Below are 20,891 nucleotides of genomic sequence, written 5' to 3' on the forward strand. Positions count from 1 at the left end.
CTCCTCTCGCGGAATCCGGGCGAGGTAAAACCAGAGAAGCCATGACAATGCGTGCACATCGCGGCTACTCTGTGACAAGGACCGACTGTGAGGCGGGGGTCTTTTTCATGAGTATCCGGCATCGGCTGGCGCACCGTCGCCTGCGCCGGCGTCAGGACGCGGCGTGGAGCCCGACCAAATGGGCGCTATGGTCGCTGCCGCGCACGGTGCTGGGCTACGTTCTGGCGGTCGAGATCATCACCGCGGTCGTCGTCGCTTCGACGTTCGACCTGGTCGCGATCACGGCCGGTGACTGGATCCGGCTGCTGGTGCTGGCCGCCGGGTCGGCGATCCACATCGAGGCCGCCCGCGACATCGAGCGGCTGCGCAAGGTCGGCGCCGAAGGCATTCCGTACACGAACCTGAAGGGGATGTGGACCTTCGCCGGCGTCCTCATCCTGCCGCCGCCGCTGGCGGCCGCGCTGATCGTCAGCACCTACGTCCACTCCTGGCTGCGGGTACGCCGGGTTCCGCCGTACCGCTCGGTCTTCACCGCGACCACCGTGGTGCTGGCCGGAGCCGCCGGTGCCGTCGCGCTGGCGGCGATCCGCCCCGGCGTCTATCCCGGCTATCCGGGCGGTCCGCTCGGACTCGTCGCCGTCGTGACGGCCGGTCTGGCGTACTGGTTCGTGAACTTCGCGCTGGTCGCGGGCGCGATCATGCTGTCGAACCCGGACTCCCCGGGGCGCAACGCCATCGGCAAGCTCTCGGAGCAGCTGATCGTGGCCGGCTCGCTCGGGCTGGGCGTCGCCACCGCCGCCTTGCTGCTCAGCCAGCCGTGGGCAGTCGCGGTCCTGCTGCTGACCATCCTCGGCCTGCACCGGGCGCTCCTGGTCGAGCAGTTCCAGGCGGCGTCGCGCACCGATCCCAAGACCGGCCTGGCGAACGCCGCGTTCTGGCACGAGATCGCCCGCCGCGAGTTCGCCGGCGCCGAACGCACCAGCTCCCGGCTCGGTGTGCTGTATCTCGACCTCGACCACTTCAAGGCCATCAACGACACCTTCGGTCACATGGCCGGTGACGAGGCCCTGAAGGCGGTCGCCGCCGAGCTGCGCCAAGAAGTCCGCGACAACGACCTGGTCGGGCGGCTCGGTGGCGAGGAGTTCGTGATCCTGCTGCCGCAGACGTCCGCGGCCGACACCGCGCTGGCCGCCGAGCGGATCCGGCGCCGGGTGGCCGGCCTGGCGGTCACGATCCCGACCCCGACCGGGCCCGTCCTGTGCGAGACGATCACGTGTTCGATCGGCGCCGCGACGTACCCGGAGTCCGGCAGCAGCCTCGACGAGCTCCAGATGGCGGCCGATCTGGCCATGTACCAAGCCAAGGATGCCGGGCGGAACTGCGTGGTCTCGGCACCGGCCAACGGCGGCGAGCTGCCCGCGTCCTGACTCCCCGGGCTCCGGGCCGCGGGGCCGGCGCGGTAGGTGATGTTTGGATGCCTGTGCCAGGATTGCGCTTCCCGACGGAGGTGATCACGATGGCGCAGGAAGCATTGCAGCTGCTGGTCAGCATGCACCGGATCGTCAGGCACCTGCGCCGCAGCAGGACCACCACGCTGCTGCATCCGACGCAGTTCCTGGCGTTGATGCTGATCGCCGACGAGCAGCCGATCCGGATCGGTGAGATCGCCGCGCGCGTCCCGTGCTCCCAGCCGACGGCGACCACCACGGTCGCGGCGCTGGAGGAGTCCGGCCTCGTCCGGCGGGAACCGGACCCGGTCGACGGGCGGGCGACCGCGGTGGTGCTCACCGAGGCGGGCGCCCAGACCGTCGCGGCGTCCGGCCGTCAGGCCGCGGACGAGCTCGCCAAGCTCCTCGACCGGCTGGACGAGTCCGATCGAGCGCTCGTCCTGCAGGCGGGCGCGGTCCTGGCCCGCGTCACCGACGGGCTCTAACGCAGGCCCGGTACGACGGTCACCGTGTACGGCGGTGTGCCCGGCGCGACGTCGAGCTGGCTGTTCACCCACAGCAGACGGCCTCGGTCGCGGGCGATCGTCGTCGGGGTCGCACCGGCCGCGCCGGGCCGCGAGTCCGCGAGCAGCGTCGCCTCGGTGAGGTCGTCGTTCAGCATCGCGAGCCGGGTCACGTACTTCCCGCCGCCGGCGTTGTGGACGGCGTACAGCCGGTGTCCTTCGAGGAGGTAGCCATCGCCGGACAGGATCCCGTTCGGGACGTCCAGAACCGTCACCTGCCGGTTGCGCAGGTCGATCCGGTACGTGACGTCCTGCCCCTGCTCGCCGACCAGGAGGACGCGGCCGTCGGTGACGATCCCGTTCAGGAAGTACGGCGTCGGCTGGATCCGGTCGCGGGTGATCCACGGTTCGAGCTCGCCGAGACCGTCGCGGGTCAGCGGCGCCCTCCAGATCTGGTTGTGCGCCGAGTCGGTCACGTAGACGGCGTCGCCGGCGATCGTGAAGTCGTTGAGGAACGAGCCGTCGGCAGCCTTCCGTACGCCGAGCAGCCGGCCGCGGGCGTCGTACAGGAAGAGTTTCGACGTGCTTGCCCCGGCGACCAGGACCCGGCCCCAGCGGTCCAGGTGGATGCCGGTTGCCGACGTCCGTCCGTCGTTGCCGGCCTTGAGGAACAGGCTGAGGCGGGACGAGCGGGTGGTGCCGCGGTACACGGCGCCGGTGGCGACGCTGGTCACGTACATCGTGCCGCGGGGCGTGACCGCGATTCCCTCGAGGTTCTCGCCCGGCGTGGTCGAGACGACGTACTCGGTCGGGCGATGGACGGGACTGGCCTGTGCGGTGACCGACGGGGTGGCCGCGGCCAGGGCCAGGACGGTGAGGGCTGCGAGACGTTTCATCGGGCCAGCGTGGGATCGTACGACGGCCGCCGGCGACCGGATTCGGCCTGGGCCGAAGAGGTCTGGGCGGGAGACCCGGCGGCCGTCACAATCGGGGAATGATCCGGGTCCATTTCACCGCGTCGGACCTCGGCCGGGTCACGTTCCCCGCCGAGCCGCACCCGCTGTGGGAGGCAGCGCTCGCGGCCCGGGCGCTCGGGGACCGGTCGATCTCACCGGCCGCGCGACGCTGGCGACGTACGGCGGCACCGCGGGTGCAGGTGTCGATGCGGCCGCTGTTCAAGCTGATCTCGCCGGGCGGGTTGTTCCCCGACTTCCTGGTCCCGGACGTGCCGGGGCCCGATCTGAACTCGGCGGTCGAGGCATTGCTGGATACGCCGGCTGATGTCATCCGGGGCGAGTTGGAGCCGTGGTTGCCGCCGGACATCGACCGGTACATGCGGGGGTTGCTGGACGGGCGCGCCGGATCGCGGCGGGCGCTGGGAATGGCGGTCCGGGACTTTCATCGGCAGGTGCTGCGGCCGTCGTCGGGTGAACTGCAACGGCGGTACGGCGCCGACCTCGGAGTCCGGTCGCGCGCGGTCCTGCACGGCGGGACCGATGCGTTGCTGTCCACGCTGCATCCGGACGTCGAGTGGTCGACGCCGGTGCTGACGACGTACGGCCCGGAGGACGACTGGACTGCGGACATCCACCTGGAGGGCCGCGGCCTGGAGCTCTATCCGTCACCGCTGGTCTCGAACTGCCTGGCGATGGACGCACCCGACCGACGCCCCGTCCTCGTCTACCCCTGCGCCGACCTGACCGACCCGACCGTCGAAGCCACCGACGCCCTAGCAGACCTCCTGGGCCGCACCCGAGCCGCTGTACTTCGCTCCCTCACCCACCCCGCCACCACAACCCAACTGTCCCGCCGCGTAGGCATCTCCTTGGCCTCCACCTCAGAACACACCCGAGTCCTCCGCACCGCCGGCCTCATAACCACCCACAGAACCCAAGGCACCGCCCTCCACGCCCTGACCCCCACAGCCCACAACCTCCTCACCGGGGCATCCCAGGGCATCCAGGGGCAGATAGCAAAATCCACCCCGAACACCTGAATCCAGCGCTACAGTTGTGGTTGCCGAGGGACACGAGTCCCCCGGAAGTGAACCCGGCAGCCCTCCGGACGGTGGACGAGCCGGGTTTCGCGCTGTCATGGCACTTTGACCTGGCAGAAGGCGGCGACCGACTTCCTCCATTCTCCGCCCCGTACCCAGCTCCAGGCGACGGCGTCCGGGATCCAGAGAAGCGGATCGCTCTTCGCCGCCAGCACATCCCAGCGAAGTGTGTCGTGACACCCGAAGCGGTGCGCTGCCTCCCGCAAGCACCTGCGATCGTGCTCGTAGGTCGAGTCATCGCGCTCGATCACCAGACGTTCTGCCGACGTTGCGGTGTCTCTGACGATCGCGTCCAGACACCGTTTGCGGGCCTCGTGAGAGTTCACACGGACCGGGTACAGGTCGACCAACAGCCGAAAGTCGGTGACGATCTGCAGGATCTTCTTGCGTCGTTGGTTGCTTTCGGTGCGGAAGTGCAGTCGTTCCTGCCCAGGCAACAGCAGGCTTCTGAGCGCCTTCCGATTGACCCCGACGTCGCCTGCCTGGCACCGCGCGGCAGCCATCAGGAAACCCTTGGACTTGATCTCGTCGACGAACACGTGGATCGGCATTTCCCCGCCCTGTTGAGTGGCAAGGCATGAGCTTCACACGTGAAACGGCGGCGGCCCGGCTGTGACACCGGGGCATCCAGGGGCATCCCGGGGCATCCCGGGGCATATTGGAAGAGGGCTCAGACGCACGCAGAACAAGGAGATACGGTGGCGATCTGTGCCAGGGGCCGCCGGAGGAGATGGTTCGGCGGCCCCTGGGCGTGGGGTCAGTTGCGGTGGATGGTGAAGGTTGTAGTGGTGTTCTGGATGTCTGTCGCGTTGTTGGTCAGGGTCAGGTTGTTGAAGGTGACTTCGCCGCGGGCGGGGCCTTCGCCTGGTTCGGGGAGTTCGTTGACCCAGACGGCGTAGCCGGACTTGGCGTCGAACGCGTCGCCGGACTTGCGGGCGCCGGCGACCGTGGTGTTGGTGAAGACGGTGTCCGCGACCGGGAACAGCGGGCTTCCGCCGACGTAGTCGGTCTGGAACATGATCCCGGAGTACGTCGGGTCGACGACGTCCAGGTCGGAGACCCGGATGCCCTGGAACACCTTGGTCGCCGAGTAGATCCACACCGCGGGGAACGTCTGGTTGCCCCAGAAGTGACCGCCGGACCGGACGACCGAGGCGTTCTGGAACTGCGTCGGCGGCGTGGCCCCGAACCCGTTCATCGGGATCCCGAAGTCCAGCGAGCTGATCGTGATTCCCGGATAGGTGAGCATGTCGGCCGCGTACAGGTTGCGGAAAACGTTGTTCGTCCCGCCGTACACGGCGAACCCGGCGGCCCGCCAGGTGAGCATCGCCGACAGGTTCTCGAACACGTTGTCCCGGACCTCGCCGCCCCCGTTGTCGGTGGCGTTGAACAGCGCGAAGCTGTCGTCACCGGTCGAGCGCGCCTCGCTGTTGCTGACGGTGTTTCCGGACGACCCGTTCGTCATGTTGATGCCGTCCGCGAACGTGTCCCGGATGCGCGAGTTCTTGATCGCCGAGTTGTCGGTGTTCGCGCCCCAGTACAGGCACATCTGGTGCTCGATCCAGATGTTGTCGATCGTCATGTTCGAGGTGCCGGCGAAGTTGAACACCTTGCCCGGGCCGTCGTTGCGGCTGTCGTAGTTCCCGAAGTACGAGAACCCGCGGAACGTCGACCCGTTCGCCGACGGCTGCGCGTCGAACCCGACATCGGTGTTCGACTGGTTCTGCGGCGCCACGAACCGCGTGAACCACGGCCCGGCGCCGACGACCTGCACGGCCCGCCCGGAGACGTTGAACTTCGACGACGTCTGGTACTCGCCCGCCGGCAGGTAAACACCCTGCAACGTGGTGTCCTGCCGCACCCGGTCGAGCGCGTTCTGCACGTCCTGCTGGGTGAACCCGTTCGGCGTCACGAAGCCCGTGCCGGGGTTCGGCACCGCGGCCACCGCCTCGGTGTCGAGGAAGTCGATCGAGTACGTCGTACCGTTCGCCGGATCCTTCTGCAGCCGGATCTTCGTGCCCGCGGGGTAGGTCTGGTCGAGCATCAGGTTCGCTTCGTCGTAGATGTGCCGCGCCGGTCCCGAACCGGGCGAGTTGTTCGGCGACGCCTCCGCGCCGTACAGCCAGGAGTACTTCGAGGTGAGCGGCAGCGACTTCGCGAAGGTCCCGTTCACGTAGACGCTCAGCGACGAGGACTGGCCGCCGCCACCGGCGGAGTCCGGGATCGAGAAGCGTGTGACGAGGGTGTTCGTCGCGGCCCGCGTGGTGAACTCGACGTACGCGCCGTTCGAGTTCAGCGTCACCGCGCGCCGTCCGGACGCCTCGCCGGCCAGGTCGCCGATCGTCCGGTTCGGCCCGATCACGGCCGCGCCGCCGCCGACCGAGGCGTCCTCGGCCTCGAGGTGGTCGTACGGCATGTTCGCGCCGCGACCGACGAACAGCGGTCGTTCACTGGTGTTGTTGGTCCGCTTCACCGGCAGTTCGTTCGCGTCGTCGGCCAGCACGACACGCACGGTGTAGCGGCCGTTCGCCGCCGTCCAGTTGCCAAGAGCAACAGCAGGGGTGGTCGCACCGGCCGCGATCGACCCGGTGTAGGCGCCGGTCAGCGTCGTCACCACGGACGACCCGTTCAGCACCGTCAGCGTGATCCCGTGCGCACCGGACGCGGAAGCCACACTGCCCTGGTTCCGGAACGCCACGGAAAAAGCGACGGAATTTCCGGCCGACGGATTTCCGGGCGTCCAGTTCACCGCGGCCGCCACCAGGTCCGAACTCGCCACGGGTGTCACGACCATCGGCCCGGACGCCTGGGCGGTGTTGTTCCCGTCGTTCTGCTCGATCACCGCGTTGCCCTCGTCGACCTTCGCGCTGAGCGCGTACGAACCGGCGTCCCGCGTCCCGATCGACGCGCTCACCGTCGTCGACGCACCGGCCGCGAGGGCGCCGACCGCCGCCGTGCCGACCTTGGTCGCGCCGAGGTAGAAGTTGACGTCCGTCGCCGCGGATCCGCCGGTGCCGCCGTTGTTGACGGTCGCGCGGACGGTGATCACGTCCGTCTCGACCAGCGAGGTCGGTGTCCAGCTGACGTTGGAGAGCGTGAGATCCGGGTTCGGCGCCGGGACGCCGAGCACCTGCAGCTCGGCCACCTGCCCGGCCGGAGCGCCGGTGTTCCCGGTGAAGTTCAGCCGTACGTCGGCGACGCGCGCGCCGACCGGGATCGTCACCGCGTTGCCGTTCGCCGGATTGAAGTCGTAGGCCGCCGAGCCGACGATCGTCGTGAAGGTCGAAGAGCTCTGCTCGCGCCCGAGGATCGAGAACGTCTGTGTCCGCGGTCCCCAGGCCGGATCGGGGTTCAGCCGGATCACGACGGAGCTGAGGTCCGCGTTCGCGCCGAGCTGCGTGGTGAGCGTCGCCGGGTTCGCGTTGCCCTCCCAGTACGTGGTGACGTTGTCGTCGTTGGCGTTCGTCGCGACGTAGGTGTGCACGAAGCCGGACGCGGTGATCGGCTTGTTCAGCGCCAGGTTGCTGCCCGGCCCGCCGCTGCCGTTCCGGGTGACCGTGTTGCTGTTCGCGGACTGGTTGCCAGCAGCATCCTTCGCGCGGACGTAGTACGCGATCGACACGTTGGCGGGCTGGTTGTCGGTGTAGGTCAGTACGTTGCCGGCCACGCTGGTCCGCAGCTGGCCGTTCGCGTACACGTCGTACCCGGTCACGCCGACGTTGTCGGTCGACGCGTTCCAGGTGAGCTTGATCTGCCCTGCGCCGGGCTCGGTGAAGGCCAGGCCGCCCGGGGCGGTAGGAGCCTGGGTGTCACCGGTCGCCGGCCCGTAGACCTCGAGCTCGGACAGCTGCCCGGCCGGCCAGCCGGTGTTGGCGGTGACGTGGATCCGGACGCACCGCGTGGTGGCGGTGCCGTAGTCGACGGTCACGGTGTTGCCCGGCGGGCTGAACGTGCGCGCCGCGGACGCGGACAGGTCGGTGAAGTTCTGCCCGTCGGTGCTGCCCTGGACCGCGAGCGTCTGGTCCCGGGCGCCCCAGTTCGCGGCCGGCAGCTTGAGCACGACCTGGTTGGTCGCGACCGAGGACCCGAGGTCGACCTGGACCCATTGCGGGAACGCGTTGTTGGCGCTCTCCCAGTAGCTGCTCTGGTTGCCGTCGGTGACGTTCGACGCGACGTAGTTCTGGGTGCTGCTGCTGGCCGACGCGGCCTTTCCGGCGGCGAGGTTGGGGCCGGCGAGAACGGCGGCCTGTGCGGCCGGCGCCGGCCGGACGAGGGGTGCGGCCGCGAGACTCGCGGCCAGCAAGGCGGTCAGCAACCGCCAGGTCGGATTTCGCATGGGGCCTCTCCTGGTGGGCGGGACAGGGAAGAGCCACCGCGTTGAGAGTTCAAAACTTTCGCTGACTTTGCTCAGTTTTTGCGCGGCGATGGCTCATTGTTACGGCAGCATCAACCGGGCGTCAACGGTTCATGAACGACGAAAGGGCCGGCTCGCAGGATCTGCGAGCCGGCCCTTCGAGGTACTGCGTCAGTGCTTGGCGGGACCCTCCGCACCGGCGCCGGTCATCGCGCGGACCGAGAGCTCGTTGTAGCGGGCCTCGCTGGTCCGGTCCTTGCCGAGGTAGGTGCCGAGCACGCCGAACAGGAAGCCCAGCGGGATCGAGACGATGCCCGGGTTCGACAGCGGGAACCACTGGAAGTCCGCGCCGGTGATCATCGACTTGTCGCCGTTGCCGGACACCACCGGCGAGAAGATCACCAGCACGACGGCCGAGATCAGACCGCCGTAGATGCTCCAGGTCGCGCCCGCGGTGTTGAACCGCTTCCAGAACAGGTTGAACAGCAGCGCGGGCAGGTTCGCCGAGGCCGCGACCGCGAATGCCAGCGCGACCAGGAACGCGATGTTCAGCTTCTGCGCCGGGATCGCCAGCCCGATCGACACCGCGCCGATCCCGATCGCCGCGAACCGCGCCACCCGCAGCTCCTGCTTCTCGGTCGGCTTCTTCTTGGCGATCACGTTCGCGTAGAGGTCGTGCGCGAACGACGACGACGAGGTCAGCGTCAGCCCGGCCACCACCGCGAGGATGGTGGCGAACGCGACCGCCGCGATCAGTGCGAGCAGGATCGCACCGCCGGTCGAGCCGGCGCCGCCGCCGACGGACTCTGCCAGCAGCGGCGAGGCGACGTTGCCCTTCGACGCCTCGACAGCGGAGCCCTTTCCGGTGTCCAGCAGCGCCGCGGCGCCGAAGCCGAGGGCCAGCGTCATCAGGTAGAACGCGCCGATCAGGCCGATCGCCCACTGCACCGAGCGACGCGCGGACCGCGAGTCCGGCACGGTGTAGAAGCGGATCAGGATGTGCGGCAGACCCGCCGTACCGAGAACCAGCGCGAGGCCCAGCGACAGGAAGTCGATCTGGCCGGTGAGGTCCTTGCCGTAGAGCAGGCCCGGCTGCAGGAACGCCTCGCCCTTCCCGGACTTCTCGGCGGCCGTGCCGAGCAGGTCGGAGAGGTTGAAATGGAACTTCACCAGCACCAGGAAGGTGATCAGCACCGTGCCGGCCATCAGCAGCACGGCCTTCACGATCTGCACCCAGGTGGTGCCCTTCATGCCGCCGATCGTCACGTAGATGATCATCAGCGCGCCGACCAGGATGATCACGCCGGCCTTCAGACCCTCGCTCTTGACCCCGAGCAGCAGGCCGACGAGCGAGCCCGCACCGACCATCTGGGCCAGCAGGTAGAAGATCGACACCACGATCGTGGAGGTCGCGGCCGCGGTCCGGACCGGCCGCTGCCGCATCCGGAACGCCAACTGGTCGGCCATCGTGAACCGGCCGGAGTTCCGCAGCAGTTCGGCGATCAGCAGCAGCGCCACCAGCCAGGCCACCAGGAACCCGATCGAGTAGAGGAAGCCGTCGTACCCGTAGAGGGCGATCGAGCCGGAGATGCCGAGGAACGACGCCGCGGACATGTAGTCACCGGAGATCGCGAGGCCGTTCTGCGCGCCGCTGAACGAGCGCCCGCCGGCGTAGTAGTCGGCCGCGGTCTTGTTCTGCCGCGACGCCCACCAGGTGATGTACAGCGTCACGGCGACGATCGCGGTGAACAGCGAGATGGTCAGCGTACGGTTGCCCGGCTCGGCGGCCAACGGGAGGGCGAGCGGGACGAGCAGCGTGTTCACCGGCGACGCTCCCTCTTGTACTTGGCGTTCAGGCCGTGGGCGAGCGGGTCGAGCTTGCGGTTGGCGAACCGCCCGTACAAGGCCGCGATGAAGAACGTCGACACGAACTGTCCCAGGCCGAAGACCAGCGCGACGTTGATGTGCGAACCGCCGATCTTGTGGCTCATGAAGTCCCGCGCCCAGTTGTTGCAGGCGACGTACGCCAGGTACCACGCCATGAAGGCGATCGTCCACGGCACCACAAAGTTCCGGTAGCGCCGCTTCAGCTCCTTGAAGTCGGCCGCGTCGTGCACCGCTTCGTACGCTCGGGCGTCCCGCTCGTGCACCACTTTCTCGTCCATGAGTTCCCCTTCACTGGACCGAACAGGTGCACGTTAGCCGCAAGTCGCCCGTTTGTGACCTCTAGGGCGTGTCCGACACTCCATCGCCTACTGCGGGGCACTCCTCGCTACGGCGCTGGAGTGTCGGACACGCCCTACTGCAACCAAAAAGTTCTCAGAGGTGCGGGGCCACCGGGCCGTCGAGCGTTCGGCGGTAGTTCGCGAACTCGCTCGGGTGGGTGCGGAAGCAGCCGGTGAAGTACGGCATCCGCAGCGGCTCCGGCGGCCGGGCGGTGTGCTCGTAGATCAGGTCGATCTGGTCCAGGACCTGCTCGCGCCTGGTCTCCTTCAGGACGGCGACCCGCGAGTGCGACCGGGCCAGCTGCCGCAGGCCGTTGCGATCCAGGTCGTGCCAGTGCCGGAACCGGGCCTGCTCGATCATCGTGAACAGGTTCGACTGCTCCAGGATCGGCGCCGGGTCGAACCGGTCGATGCCTCCGAACCCGTCGCCCTGCATCACCTGGAAGAGCCGGCGGACCCACGGCACCACGGTGTCGGCGTTGTTCCAGAGCAGGCCGAGGACGCCGTTCGGGCGCAGTACCCGGGCGATCTCCGGCAACGCGCGGGTGTGGTCGAACCAGTGGAAGGCCTGTCCGACGATCACCGCGTCCACCGACGCGTGCGCGAGCGGGATCGACTCCGCCGCGCCGACCATCGTGTCGATGCCGGTCCGCCGGCGGCAGACCTCGAGCATCTCCTGGGACGGGTCGACGGCGATCACGTCGTGCCCCAGCCCGGCGGCAACCGCGGCGAGCTTGCCGGTCCCGGCGCCCAGGTCGAGCACCTGCAGGCCCCGGCCCGGGCCCAGGATCCAGATCAGCGCCTCGACCGGGAACGTCGGCCGGCCGGCGTCGTACGCGTCCGCGACGGCGCCGAACGACATCGCCCGGGCGGCGTGCGCGCTGTTGTCCGGGACTGCGGCGGAGTCCCCGGCCGGATCATTGGTGGTCATCACCGTAAATCATGCCGTAGCAGACAGCGGGAAGCCTGCTACTCGCCGAGTTTCTTCTGTTCGATGTGCGCGTTCAGCGCGGCCAGCTCCGGGTGCTCGTCCAGGATCGCGACCAGCTCGGCGCAGCCCAGCCGGGTCGCGTCGAAGTCCTCGATGAGGGCGTCGAGCAACTTCCAGTCGTCCGCGGTGTCGAGGGTCAGCCGGTACTCCGCTGCTTTGGATGACGGGCCGCCCGACCAAGGCAGGTTCAGCAGCCGCATCTCGCCGGAACGGTTCTGGTGCAGGTACGGCGTGACGTGCTCCCGGTCGGCCTTGAGCGTGGCCTTCGCCTCCGCGTCGTACAAGCGGGCCGCGGAGAAGATCTCGAAGTCCATGCCGCGCGGGTAGGTGCGCTCGAGACAGTTCGAGATGTAGAGGTCGGGGTCGTTCTCGGCGCGCCACCGATCGACGCCCGCGGCAACGATCTCCGGATCGATCAGCGGGCAGTCGGAGGTGACCCGGACGAGGCCGTCGAGAGCGTGCTCGCGGGCGGCGCCGGCGAAGCGGCTGAGGACGTCGTCCTCGCTGCCGCGGAACACCGGGATGCCCAGCTCCGCGCACAGCTGGGCGACCAGATCGTCGTTGAAGTTCGTGGTCGTCGCGACGATCACCGGCAGGCCGGTGCGGCCCAGCCGGTCGAGGTGGTGCTCGAGGTACGAGCGGCCGGCGACGGCCAGCAGGACCTTGGCCGGCAGCCGTGTGCTGGTCACGCGGACCTGCGTGACGATGCCGATCTTCAGCTGTTCCATCGGAACATCTCCCGGATTTCTGCGGGTCCGGCGACGTGGTCGACGCCCAGTTCGGTGTCGGTGAACTCGGCCGCGACCGCCGCCGGTACGTACGGCTGATCCATCTCCGGCCACAGCCGCTTGATCCGCGCCTGACCGCCGAACGACGGGTGCTCGTTCTCCAGCACCATGGGATCACCGTAGACCCCGGCGCCCAGGCCGAGCGAGGCGCCGTACAGAACGGCGGAGCTGAGCCGGTTGGAGGCGACCCGCTCGTGCCGGCGCAGCTCACGCAGCTGCTTGACCAGGAACTTGGCGTCGGTCCGGCGCCAGTGCAGGCCGCGGTAGCCGTGCGTGATCACCCGGAACCCGGCGTCCTTGTAGACGTTGCGGATCGCGGGCTTCTCGTACTCGTTCCAGTACAGGCAGACGGTCACCGGGCCGGTCTCGTGCTCGTTGATCGAGGCAACGATCCGGCCGTGGTCGCCGAGCACGTGCTGGCCCTCCCAGCCGTGGAACGGGTAGAAGATGGTGCCCTTGGCCCGCTTGTCCGGCCTCGCCAGCTCGGGGTGGATCCGCAGCAGGTACAGCCAGACCGAGCCGATCACCGAGTAGTTGCGCAGGCCGAGCGCGTGGCCGCGGCGGCGGACGCTGTCGGACCAGACGAACTTCGGCATCCCGGGTGCGAAGTTCGTGCCGTGCGCGAAACCGTCCAGGATGTTCCAGCCGTGCTGCAGGTAGCCCCAGATCCGCGGCGGTTCCGGGAGCCCGGCGTACGACGCCATGATGTTGGCGTGCCCGTAGAAGTGGTTGGCGTGGTGCATCAGCGGCGCCGGACCTTCCGCAGGACCCGCTTGAGCCGGCGGCGGATCACCCGGGCGGGGTTCATCACCGCGTGGCCGACGCGGTACGGCCGCGAACGGCGGATACCGCTGACCGTGCCCTCGAACAGGATCGCCCGGGCACTGGCGTGCGCGAGTTCGTCGGCGAGCCGGGCGACGGTGGTGAGCTGCTCGGCGCTGCCGCGCGGGCGGATCACCTCGTCCGGGCTGAACTCCTGCTCCGGCACCGTGATCCCGGCCATCGTCGCGAGCCGCGCCGTCAACGCGTGCGGATCGGCCGCGGCGGGCCATGGTTGCCGCGAGCCACTGTCCAGCGCGCGCCGCGCGAACCGCTGCAGGTGCCCGACGACATCCAGCTCCTGCGCCTGCCCGAACAGCCGGTACGCCGACCCGTCGAGGATCACGTTGTCCGGCGACCCCGCGCCGCCCGTTCCCAGCCAAGCCACATAACTGGGAATCGTCCTGCGCAAGGCGGCCTGATCGTCGGATCGCAGGGCCGTCAGGAGGTGCTCCTCCAGCAGAACGCCTTCGCCCTCGGGGACGACGCCTTCGGGAAGGGCGGCAGGTGCCGCCGCGCCGACCACGAAGTACCAGGCAGGCGCCAGCTCGAACGCGAGCCCGGCCGCGGCCGCGTCCAGCACGACACGATACGGGTCCATCAGCACGGGGCCTTCGTTGCGCGCGGCAACAGCTCGCGCCGCGACCACGGCGGCGAATCCTTCGACCGAGGTAACTGCAACGTCTGCCTGCACAAGAGACGGGAACACCGCGTACGCGGCTTGGTTGTCCAAGCCGGCCGTACGAAGGGCTGTCACGAGTGGTTTGAAGCCGGCCGGCGCGCGGTCTGCGACGTCGCGGCCCCAGTCCTCGTCACGGGGGAGCGCCGCGGTGATGTCCGGCTGCACCAGCCGCTCGAAGCCGAACGCGTTCGTGGCGCCGAGCAGCAGCCGGCCCCCAGGCTTCAGCAGGCCGGTGAGCCGATCGAGACCGTCCGCCCAGCTGAACCCGGCGGTGTCCGGCCCGACGAGCCGCTCGAGCCCGTCCAGCGCGACGACCACGTCGTACCCGTCACCCACGCCGCTCTTCCCGCCGGCCGCGAACCGGTCGACGGAGCCGCAGAAGACCTGCCCCTTGACGTCGTCCAGCAACTCGGCGAGTTCCTCCGCGTCCGGCGCCGACCGGACCAGCAGATCGACGGACGCGACCTGGGCCGCGACGGCCGAGACCAGCTCGACAGCATGCGGACCGGCGAGCAGGACGGTGTCGTCGGCGGTCAGCGTGGCGGCCAGGAGTGCTCCGGCCGCGGGTCCGGCAGCCGCGGGACGGGCGTCGCCCGGGCGCAGATCCGACCAGTTCAGCATCTCCCCGCCGATCAGGTTCGATCGGGTCACATCCGTCACGTTAGCCAACCAACTGGAGAAGGGTCTCGATCACCCGGTCTACATCACTGTCGGTGAGGTCCGGGAAGAGCGGGAGGGAGAGTTCCTCGGCGTAGTAGCGCTCGGCGTTCGGGCACAGGCCGCGCCGGTATCCCTGACGGGCGAAGACCGGGTGCCAGTAGACCGGGATGTAGTTCACCTGGACGCCGATCCCCGTGGCGCGCATCGCCTCGAACACCTCGCGGCGGCGTCCGCCGAGGACCCGGACCGGGTACAGGTGCCACATCGGATCGACCCCGGCCCGCTGCACCGGCGTCCGCAGGCCGTCGGCGGCGGCGAAGGCCGCGTTGTACCGGGCGGTGATCTCCGCGCGGCGGCGCTTGAACTCGGCGAGCCGGCGGAGCTGGGACAGGCCGAGCGCGGCGCCGAGGTCGGTCAGGCGATAGTTCACGCCGTACTCGTGGACCTCCTGGTGCCACGGGCCCTCGTCGGTGATCTCGAAGCGCGCCGGGTCGCGGACGAGGCCGATGAAGTGGAACTCGTGGGCCCGCTGGGCGATCGCCGGGTCTTTGCAGACGACCGCGCCACCTTCGCCGGTGGTGAGGTTCTTCGTCGGGAAGAACGACATGGTGGTGACGTCGGCGAGGTCGCCGACCGGGCGGCCGTATGCCGACCCGCCGACGGAATGTGCCGCGTCGGCGAGGGTCTTCGCACCCATCCGATCGGCCAAGGACTGCAGCGCTGCGTAGTCGGCGGCTTGGCCGGCATAGTCGACCGCTGCGATGACCTTGCAACGTTCCGTCAGAGCAGCGTCCACGGCCGCCGGGTCGAGGAGGCCGGTGTCGTAGTCGACGTCGGCGAAGACCACGCGAGCGCCGAGCATGGCGGCGCAGGAGGCGGTGGCCACGAAGGTCATGGGGGTGGTGACGACCTCGTCGCCGGGGCCGACGCCGAGGGCGGCGTACGCGATGTGGAGTGCCGCGGTGCCCGACGTACAGCTGACGGCGCGGTGGCCGCCGGCCAGTTCGGAGATCGCGTTCTCGAAGGCGGTGACCGCGGGGCCGGTGGTCAGCCAGTCGCCGCGCAGTACGGCGGTGACCGCCTCGATGTCCTCCTCCGCGATCGACTGGCGCCCGTAGGGGAGCACGTCAGACGTCGCTCTCGAGGATCTTGCGGATCTCCTCGATCGAGTACCACTGGTCGTTGGTGTCGGAGGCGTAGTGGAAGCCGTCTGGCACCGGTGTGCCGTCGGCGGGCGGCTGGTAGCCCCAGGTGGCGAGGTCCGGCTGCAGCACGAAGCGGTTGCCGAGGGCGAGCGCGCGGCGGCCTTCCTCCGGGCTGATCATCTCCTCGTGCAGCTTCTCGCCGGGGCGCAGGCCGACGTCGTGCATCGCCGCGCCGGGCGCGATCGCCTCCGCCAGGTCGGTCACCTTCATCGACGGGATCCGCGGCACGTACAGCTCGCCGCCGGTCATCAGGTCGAACGAGTCGACCACGAACTCGACCGCCTCCGGCAGCGTGATCAGGAACCGGGTGCAGCGCAGGTCGGTGATCGGCAGCGGCTGGCCGCTCAGGTGCAGCGCGCGGAACTTCGGGATGATCGAGCCCCGGCTGCCCATCACGTTGCCGTACCGGACGACGCTGAAGCGGGTGTCGTACGCCGCCGCGTAGTGGTTGCCGTTGATGAACAGCTTGTCCGCGGTGAGCTTGGTCGCGCCGTACAGGTTGATCGGGCTGGACGCCTTGTCCGTGGACAGCGCCACGACCCGCTGCACGCCGGAGTCGATGGCCGCCTCGATGACGTTCTGCGAACCGACCACGTTGGTCTGGACGAACTCCCACGGGTTGTACTCACCGCTGTCCACCTGCTTCAGCGCGGCCGCGTGCACGACGTGGTCGACCTTGTGCATCGCCCGGTTCAGCCGGGCGCGGTCGCGGATGTCGCCGATGAAGAACCGCAGCCGCGGGTCGTCGCCGAACGACTGCCGGACCTCCCACTGCTTCAGCTCGTCGCGGCTGAAGACGATGATCCGCCGCGGGTTCAGGTGGGTCAGCGCGTGCCGCACGAAGCTCCGGCCGAACGACCCGGTACCTCCGGTGACCAGGATGTCGGAGCCGGTAAGGATTGACACGCGAGCGGGACCCTTCTGACGGACAGTTCCGAACCGCACACACGCGGTGCAGACCTCGAAACAATAGCTGCCCCGTTCAGTACCTCCTCAATCCACTGTCTCAGCACCGCGACATCAAACGTACGCTGGGCCGGATGAGACGCGTCGGGGTGCGGTGTGATGTCGGGCCGGGCCGGGGGATCGGGCACGTGATGCGCTGCCTGGCGCTCGCTGAGGAGGTACGGCGGCGCGGGGTCGACCTGGTGTTCGTGTGTGACGCGTACACCGTGCCGTGGGCGGCGGAGCAGATCGCCGCGCGCGGGATGGCGGTCGAACGCGCGGTTGGGAGCCCCGACGAACATGTGGAGCTCTTCAAGCGGCTGCGGCTCGACGCGGTCGTCTTCGACTCCTACGACCTGGACGCGCCGGTCTACTCCGCGGTCCGGGCAAGTCTCCCGACGCTCGCGATCGTCGACGGCGACTTCCGCGGCGCCGAGGCAGACGTGCTGGTCGACCAGAACCTGGCCGCCGAGCTCGACCACCCGTCGCTGCCGCGGGATTCGGTCCGCCTCGCCGGCCTGCCGTACGTGATGATCCGCGACGAGATCCTCGGCCACCGGCCCAGTACGCCGCCCACCACAGGCCGCGCGAGCGCCGTACCGCGGGTGTTCGCGTTCTTCGGCGGCACGGACGCGTTCGGCGCCGGGCCGTACGTCGCCCGCGCCCTGGCGGCGACCGGTCTGCCGTTCGAGGCCACTGTGGTCGCGCCGGCACCGGATCTCGCCGCGCGGATCGCCGCGGTCGAGCTGCAGCCGCACCAGCGGCTCGACGTGATCGGCCCGACGGATCAGCTGGCGGCCCGCGTCCGCGAAGCCGATCTGACCATCAGCGCCTCCGGTACGTCGACGTGGGAGCTGCTCTGTCTCGGGGCGACCGCGGCGCTGGTGTGCGTGGTCGACAACCAGGTGATGGGCTACGAGCGCGCTGTCGACACCGGCGCCGCCGCCGGCCTCGGTTTGTTGAGCGCGTTGCAGCAGGACAGCTCGTCGGCGGATCAGGTGCTCAAGCGGCTGCTCGGCGATCCGGCCGAGCGTGGGCGCTTGGCGAGAGCGGGGTGGGAGCTGGTCGACGGCCGCGGGCGTGAACGAGTCGCTGACGCCCTGCTCGGCCTCATCTGAGCTCGTAGATCGTCGCGTCCAGGGTGGCGTGCCGCAGACGGACGTAGTTGCGGAGCGCGGGTGACACCGTGCCGGCCCGGTGGTCGGCGTACAGCCAGCGCACGCCGGCCTGGCGCAGTCGCTCGATCGCGGCGGGCGTGGGCGCCTTGAACGCGATGTCGTTGGCGACCAGCTCCTCGCGGTTCCAGTACGGGATGAGGCTCGGGTTGCCGTCGTTCTCGAGGGCGATCCGGTTCGCCTGGTTGGAGTACGACCAGCCCTCGATCAGGACCGGCCGCTCGGACAGCGCGGCGAGCCAGAAGTGCCGGCTGTCGCAGAGGCCGTCGCGCTCGATGATGCAGTGCGCGTTCGTCGCGACCAGGTCGCCCGGCGCGCTGTTCCGCCGCAGCCACTGCGCGGCGCCGGCCTCGGCCGCCGTCGCGCCGCCGCGGAACGGATGCGCGAAGACCAGGTTCGACGCCTTGTCCGACACGAATCCCTGCAGCGGGACGAGCGTCGCGCCGATCATGCAGGCGGCGACCGCGGCACCGATCAGCGCGACGAAGAAGCTGCCAGGTCGTCGGGCCAGCTTCCAGCCGACAGCCACCAGCACCGCGACGGCCGCCACGGCCACGGCACTCCACGCCCACGGGCCCTTGATGCCGCGCAGGTCGCTCGACTGCGAGCGTGCAAATGCCACCGCGATCAGGCCGAGGATTCCGGCTGCGCCGACGAGCACCACGGCCCGCCGGTCGCCGAGCCGGCCGACCAGATTCGCGAGCCCGACGGCCGCGAGGACGGCGATGACCGGGAAGGCCGTCCGCAGGAAGTACAGCTGACTGACGCCGGACTGGGTCGTCAGCACCGTGCCCAGCAGCCCGGCCACCGCGACACCCGCAAGGAACACGGCACCGGTGTCGCGCCATCGCCGGCCGAGGAAGAACAACCCCGACGCGGCCAATGCCCAGCTCAGCAGAGTCGTTGCCCCGGCCAACAACTGGGCGTGCGGGTTCGACACCAGCATCGGGTACGGCGCCAGCTGGACGAACGTCTCGAACGGCTTGATCTCCGTCCCCCACGTGCTCCCGCCGAAGATCGCGATCAACGCCGCCACGAACACCGTCAACGACAGCAACCCACCGAGGAACGCCGGCCGCGTGCTCCGCCGTACGAGCCCCAACTGCAGGAACGCGAAGGCGAACCCGGTGCCCACCAGCGGCAAAATCGTCGACTTCGACCCGGCCGCGATCAACGCGAGCAGGACGAGCAGCACCCACCGGCTCCGCGGCCTGCCGTCGGCCCGCAGCAGATCCACTGCCACCACGCAGAAGGCGAGCGTGATCAGGACCCCGAGGTTCTGCGTCGGACTCAGGTACGCCGCCACCGCGGTCGAGATCCCGCCCAACCCGGTGCTCGCGAGCGGCTGCACAGCTCCGCCGAGACCGGCAACGAAGACCGCGAGCGGCCCGGCCCACGTGGCTCCTGACTCGGCGGTCGGCGCCAACCGGCCGGCCAGCGCGAACACCAGCCCGCACCCGGCGAGGAACAGCGGCAGCCAGCTCAGCGAGTGGATCAGGTCGGTGAGGTCGATCCGCGTCCCCCACTGTGTCGCGGCGGTCGCTTGATGGAAGAACGTGTGGTACTTCATCGGCTCGCCGCCGAGCCACAGCGTCGAGATCGGTACGTCGTACTTCGCGCTCGCCGCCAGGGCCTGCTGGAAGGCCAGGTCGGGGTAGGCGCGCAGCGGATCGGTGTACGCCGGCAGGAACTGTGCCGGGCCGCGCCGGTACACGATCAGCAGCACGACCGCGGTCGACGCCGCGAGCAGCCAGGCCTGCAGCGGGCGCACGGGTCGCTCGACCCGCCGCCAGACCCGGGCGCGGGCGTCACCGTCCACGAAGGTGATCACCAGGACGACCGGCGCCCAGACCCACGACCACGCCTGCAGCCCGACGGACGCGCTCGCCAGGTAGACCAGAACCTGCCCCGCCGTACCAACCGCGAATCCGGCGGAGAGGTCCTCCACCAGGTTGCGCCCGTACCCGCCGATCAGCCGCCACACCGCGAACCCGGGCAGCGCGACCGCGACCACGGTGAACAGCACGAACCGGGCGACCTCGAAGACCGTCGCCTGCAGCGCCAGCAGGACGATCGCCAGCACCACGACCGAAAGTCCGGCGACCAGACCGGACAGCGAAGGCCCCGCGGTCCGCGGCCCCCGCCGCCTCGCTTTCGCGCGCATGCCGTAACACTAATGTGAAATCAGTCGCACCACGAATGCAACGTGTCACTCCCTGTGAGACCCGGACGGCCCGGATGGCCTAAGCTCGACGGCCTATGAGTTGGTACGACGCGCTCGAAGCCGGCGAGCTGACCGTGCGGCCGTCCGTGGACGCCGCGAAGCGGTTCGGCGTCTCCATCGACCGGATGTCGGTGTCCGCCTCGGCCGGTACGCCGCTCGCCGACGTACTGTCCGCGGTCGAGAAGTCGACGGCCGACGTGATCGTGCTGCGCTACCCGGCGCGCGAGACCACCTGGTTCGCGGCGCTCGCCGACGGTCCGCGCCGGGCGCTGCTGGCCGACACCGTCACCGCCTGGGCGTTGCCCGTGGGCAAGGGCCGCCGCCCGGCGCCGCTGGCCGGTTTCACGGCGCAGGTCGAGCCCGACGTCGACGACGACCTGGTGGACGACGTGGTCGCGGACGTCTTCGGCGACTCCGGCAACCACTACTGCGCCGACCCGGTGTTCGACCGGGCGCTCGCACTGGCCGGCCGGCAGGAATGGGCCCGGCGGCGGATCGGTGCCGCGGGTGCCGTCGTACTGCGAGGACCGGACCGGCGGGTGCTGGCGCTGGCGGCCGTCGACGAGCAGCGGTCGTGGACCGAGATCCAGCTGGCCGGCGTCGTACCGGCCGAGCAGGGCCGCGGCCGGTACGGTCACCTGCTCGCGGCGGTCGAGGACGCCTGTACGACGCGGCGCCTGGTCGTCACCACGCAGGCCCACCAGATCGGCATCCAGCGCATCTGGTCCCGGTACGGCTTCGAACCTGTGCATAACCTCCTGACGGTTCACCTCGTTGCCGCTACGTAGATCTTCGTAGCGACCGCGAGGGAGGGCC

The 20,891-nt window shown here is 69.6% G+C and carries 17 protein-coding genes; 5 read left to right on the forward strand and 12 right to left on the reverse strand.

The window, feature by feature from the left end; genetic code table 11:
* Positions 1 to 107 precede the first annotated feature (107 nt).
* Together AB0L64_RS04315 and AB0L64_RS04320 are read left to right on the forward strand one after the other, a co-directional pair.
* Entirely contained in the window at positions 108 to 1,427 is a 1,320-nt protein-coding gene (locus AB0L64_RS04315) for a GGDEF domain-containing protein (RefSeq protein ID WP_363707561.1), read from the forward strand.
* Positions 1,428 to 1,474: 47 nt separating this feature from the next.
* On the forward strand, positions 1,475 to 1,933 hold the full coding sequence (locus AB0L64_RS04320) for a MarR family transcriptional regulator (protein WP_363707563.1): 459 nt from the start codon (positions 1,475 to 1,477) through the stop codon (positions 1,931 to 1,933).
* Here AB0L64_RS04320 and AB0L64_RS04325 read toward each other — a convergent pair.
* Positions 1,930 to 2,847 carry a superoxide dismutase gene (locus tag AB0L64_RS04325; RefSeq protein ID WP_363707565.1) on the reverse strand — a complete coding sequence of 306 codons (918 nt, stop codon included), beginning with the start codon at positions 2,845 to 2,847 and terminating at the stop codon, positions 1,930 to 1,932. The two genes, AB0L64_RS04320 and AB0L64_RS04325, sit on opposite strands and share 4 nt — an antisense overlap.
* A 98-nt stretch (positions 2,848 to 2,945) precedes the next feature.
* On the opposite strand from AB0L64_RS04325, the gene AB0L64_RS04330 reads away from it, so the two are divergent.
* Complete coding sequence (locus AB0L64_RS04330) at positions 2,946 to 3,947, forward strand: winged helix-turn-helix domain-containing protein (protein WP_363707567.1); 1,002 nt, start codon at positions 2,946 to 2,948, stop codon at positions 3,945 to 3,947.
* 95 nt (positions 3,948 to 4,042) lie between these two features.
* On the opposite strand, the gene AB0L64_RS04335 is transcribed toward AB0L64_RS04330, so the two are convergent.
* The 10 genes from AB0L64_RS04335 to pseB all read right to left on the reverse strand — a co-directional run bounded on the left by AB0L64_RS04335 (position 4,043) and on the right by pseB (position 16,637).
* Entirely contained in the window at positions 4,043 to 4,558 is a 516-nt protein-coding gene (locus AB0L64_RS04335; RefSeq protein ID WP_363707569.1) for a hypothetical protein, read from the reverse strand.
* A gap of 206 nt (positions 4,559 to 4,764) precedes the next feature.
* Positions 4,765 to 8,343 (reverse strand): discoidin domain-containing protein, encoded by a 3,579-nt coding sequence (locus tag AB0L64_RS04340; RefSeq protein ID WP_363707571.1) that lies wholly within the window; start codon positions 8,341 to 8,343, stop codon positions 4,765 to 4,767.
* Positions 8,344 to 8,532: 189 nt separating this feature from the next.
* Positions 8,533 to 10,185, reverse strand: a complete 1,653-nt coding sequence (locus tag AB0L64_RS04345) for a cation acetate symporter (protein ID WP_363707573.1) — start codon at positions 10,183 to 10,185, stop codon at positions 8,533 to 8,535.
* Positions 10,182 to 10,526: a DUF485 domain-containing protein gene (locus AB0L64_RS04350; protein ID WP_359941186.1), complete on the reverse strand. Its 345-nt coding sequence runs from the start codon at positions 10,524 to 10,526 to the stop codon at positions 10,182 to 10,184. Before AB0L64_RS04350 ends, AB0L64_RS04345 begins: the two co-directional genes overlap by 4 nt.
* A gap of 154 nt (positions 10,527 to 10,680) precedes the next feature.
* Positions 10,681 to 11,517 carry a class I SAM-dependent methyltransferase gene (locus AB0L64_RS04355; RefSeq protein WP_363707575.1) on the reverse strand — a complete coding sequence of 279 codons (837 nt, stop codon included), beginning with the start codon at positions 11,515 to 11,517 and terminating at the stop codon, positions 10,681 to 10,683.
* Positions 11,518 to 11,555: 38 nt separating this feature from the next.
* Positions 11,556 to 12,305: a glycosyltransferase family protein gene (locus tag AB0L64_RS04360; RefSeq protein ID WP_363707576.1), complete on the reverse strand. Its 750-nt coding sequence runs from the start codon at positions 12,303 to 12,305 to the stop codon at positions 11,556 to 11,558.
* Positions 12,293 to 13,108, reverse strand: coding sequence for a hypothetical protein (locus tag AB0L64_RS04365; protein WP_363707578.1), 816 nt, complete (start codon positions 13,106 to 13,108; stop codon positions 12,293 to 12,295). Before AB0L64_RS04365 ends, AB0L64_RS04360 begins: the two co-directional genes overlap by 13 nt.
* Positions 13,108 to 14,517 carry a hypothetical protein gene (locus AB0L64_RS04370; RefSeq protein ID WP_363707580.1) on the reverse strand — a complete coding sequence of 470 codons (1,410 nt, stop codon included), beginning with the start codon at positions 14,515 to 14,517 and terminating at the stop codon, positions 13,108 to 13,110. Before AB0L64_RS04370 ends, AB0L64_RS04365 begins: the two co-directional genes overlap by 1 nt.
* Positions 14,518 to 14,527: 10 nt before the next feature.
* Entirely contained in the window at positions 14,528 to 15,652 is a 1,125-nt protein-coding gene (pseC, locus tag AB0L64_RS04375; protein WP_363707582.1) for a UDP-4-amino-4,6-dideoxy-N-acetyl-beta-L-altrosamine transaminase, read from the reverse strand.
* 1 nt (position 15,653) lies between these two features.
* Positions 15,654 to 16,637, reverse strand: coding sequence for a UDP-N-acetylglucosamine 4,6-dehydratase (inverting) (gene pseB, locus AB0L64_RS04380; protein WP_363707584.1), 984 nt, complete (start codon positions 16,635 to 16,637; stop codon positions 15,654 to 15,656).
* A gap of 134 nt (positions 16,638 to 16,771) precedes the next feature.
* Here pseB and AB0L64_RS04385 point away from each other — a divergent pair, with 134 nt between their 5' ends.
* Positions 16,772 to 17,794 (forward strand): spore coat protein, encoded by a 1,023-nt coding sequence (locus AB0L64_RS04385; RefSeq protein ID WP_363707586.1) that lies wholly within the window; start codon positions 16,772 to 16,774, stop codon positions 17,792 to 17,794.
* Here the strand turns inward: AB0L64_RS04385 and AB0L64_RS04390 are convergent.
* The gene (locus AB0L64_RS04390) at positions 17,787 to 20,015 is read right to left on the reverse strand and encodes a hypothetical protein (protein WP_363707588.1); all 2,229 of its coding nucleotides are present in this window, start codon (positions 20,013 to 20,015) and stop codon (positions 17,787 to 17,789) included. The two genes, AB0L64_RS04385 and AB0L64_RS04390, sit on opposite strands and share 8 nt — an antisense overlap.
* A gap of 95 nt (positions 20,016 to 20,110) precedes the next feature.
* On the opposite strand from AB0L64_RS04390, the gene AB0L64_RS04395 reads away from it, so the two are divergent.
* Positions 20,111 to 20,863, forward strand: coding sequence for an N-acetyltransferase (locus AB0L64_RS04395; protein WP_359941163.1), 753 nt, complete (start codon positions 20,111 to 20,113; stop codon positions 20,861 to 20,863).
* Positions 20,864 to 20,891 lie beyond the last annotated feature (28 nt).

The organism is Kribbella sp. NPDC051936, from assembly GCF_040680955.1.
Taxonomy (GTDB): Bacteria; Actinomycetota; Actinomycetes; order Propionibacteriales; family Kribbellaceae; genus Kribbella.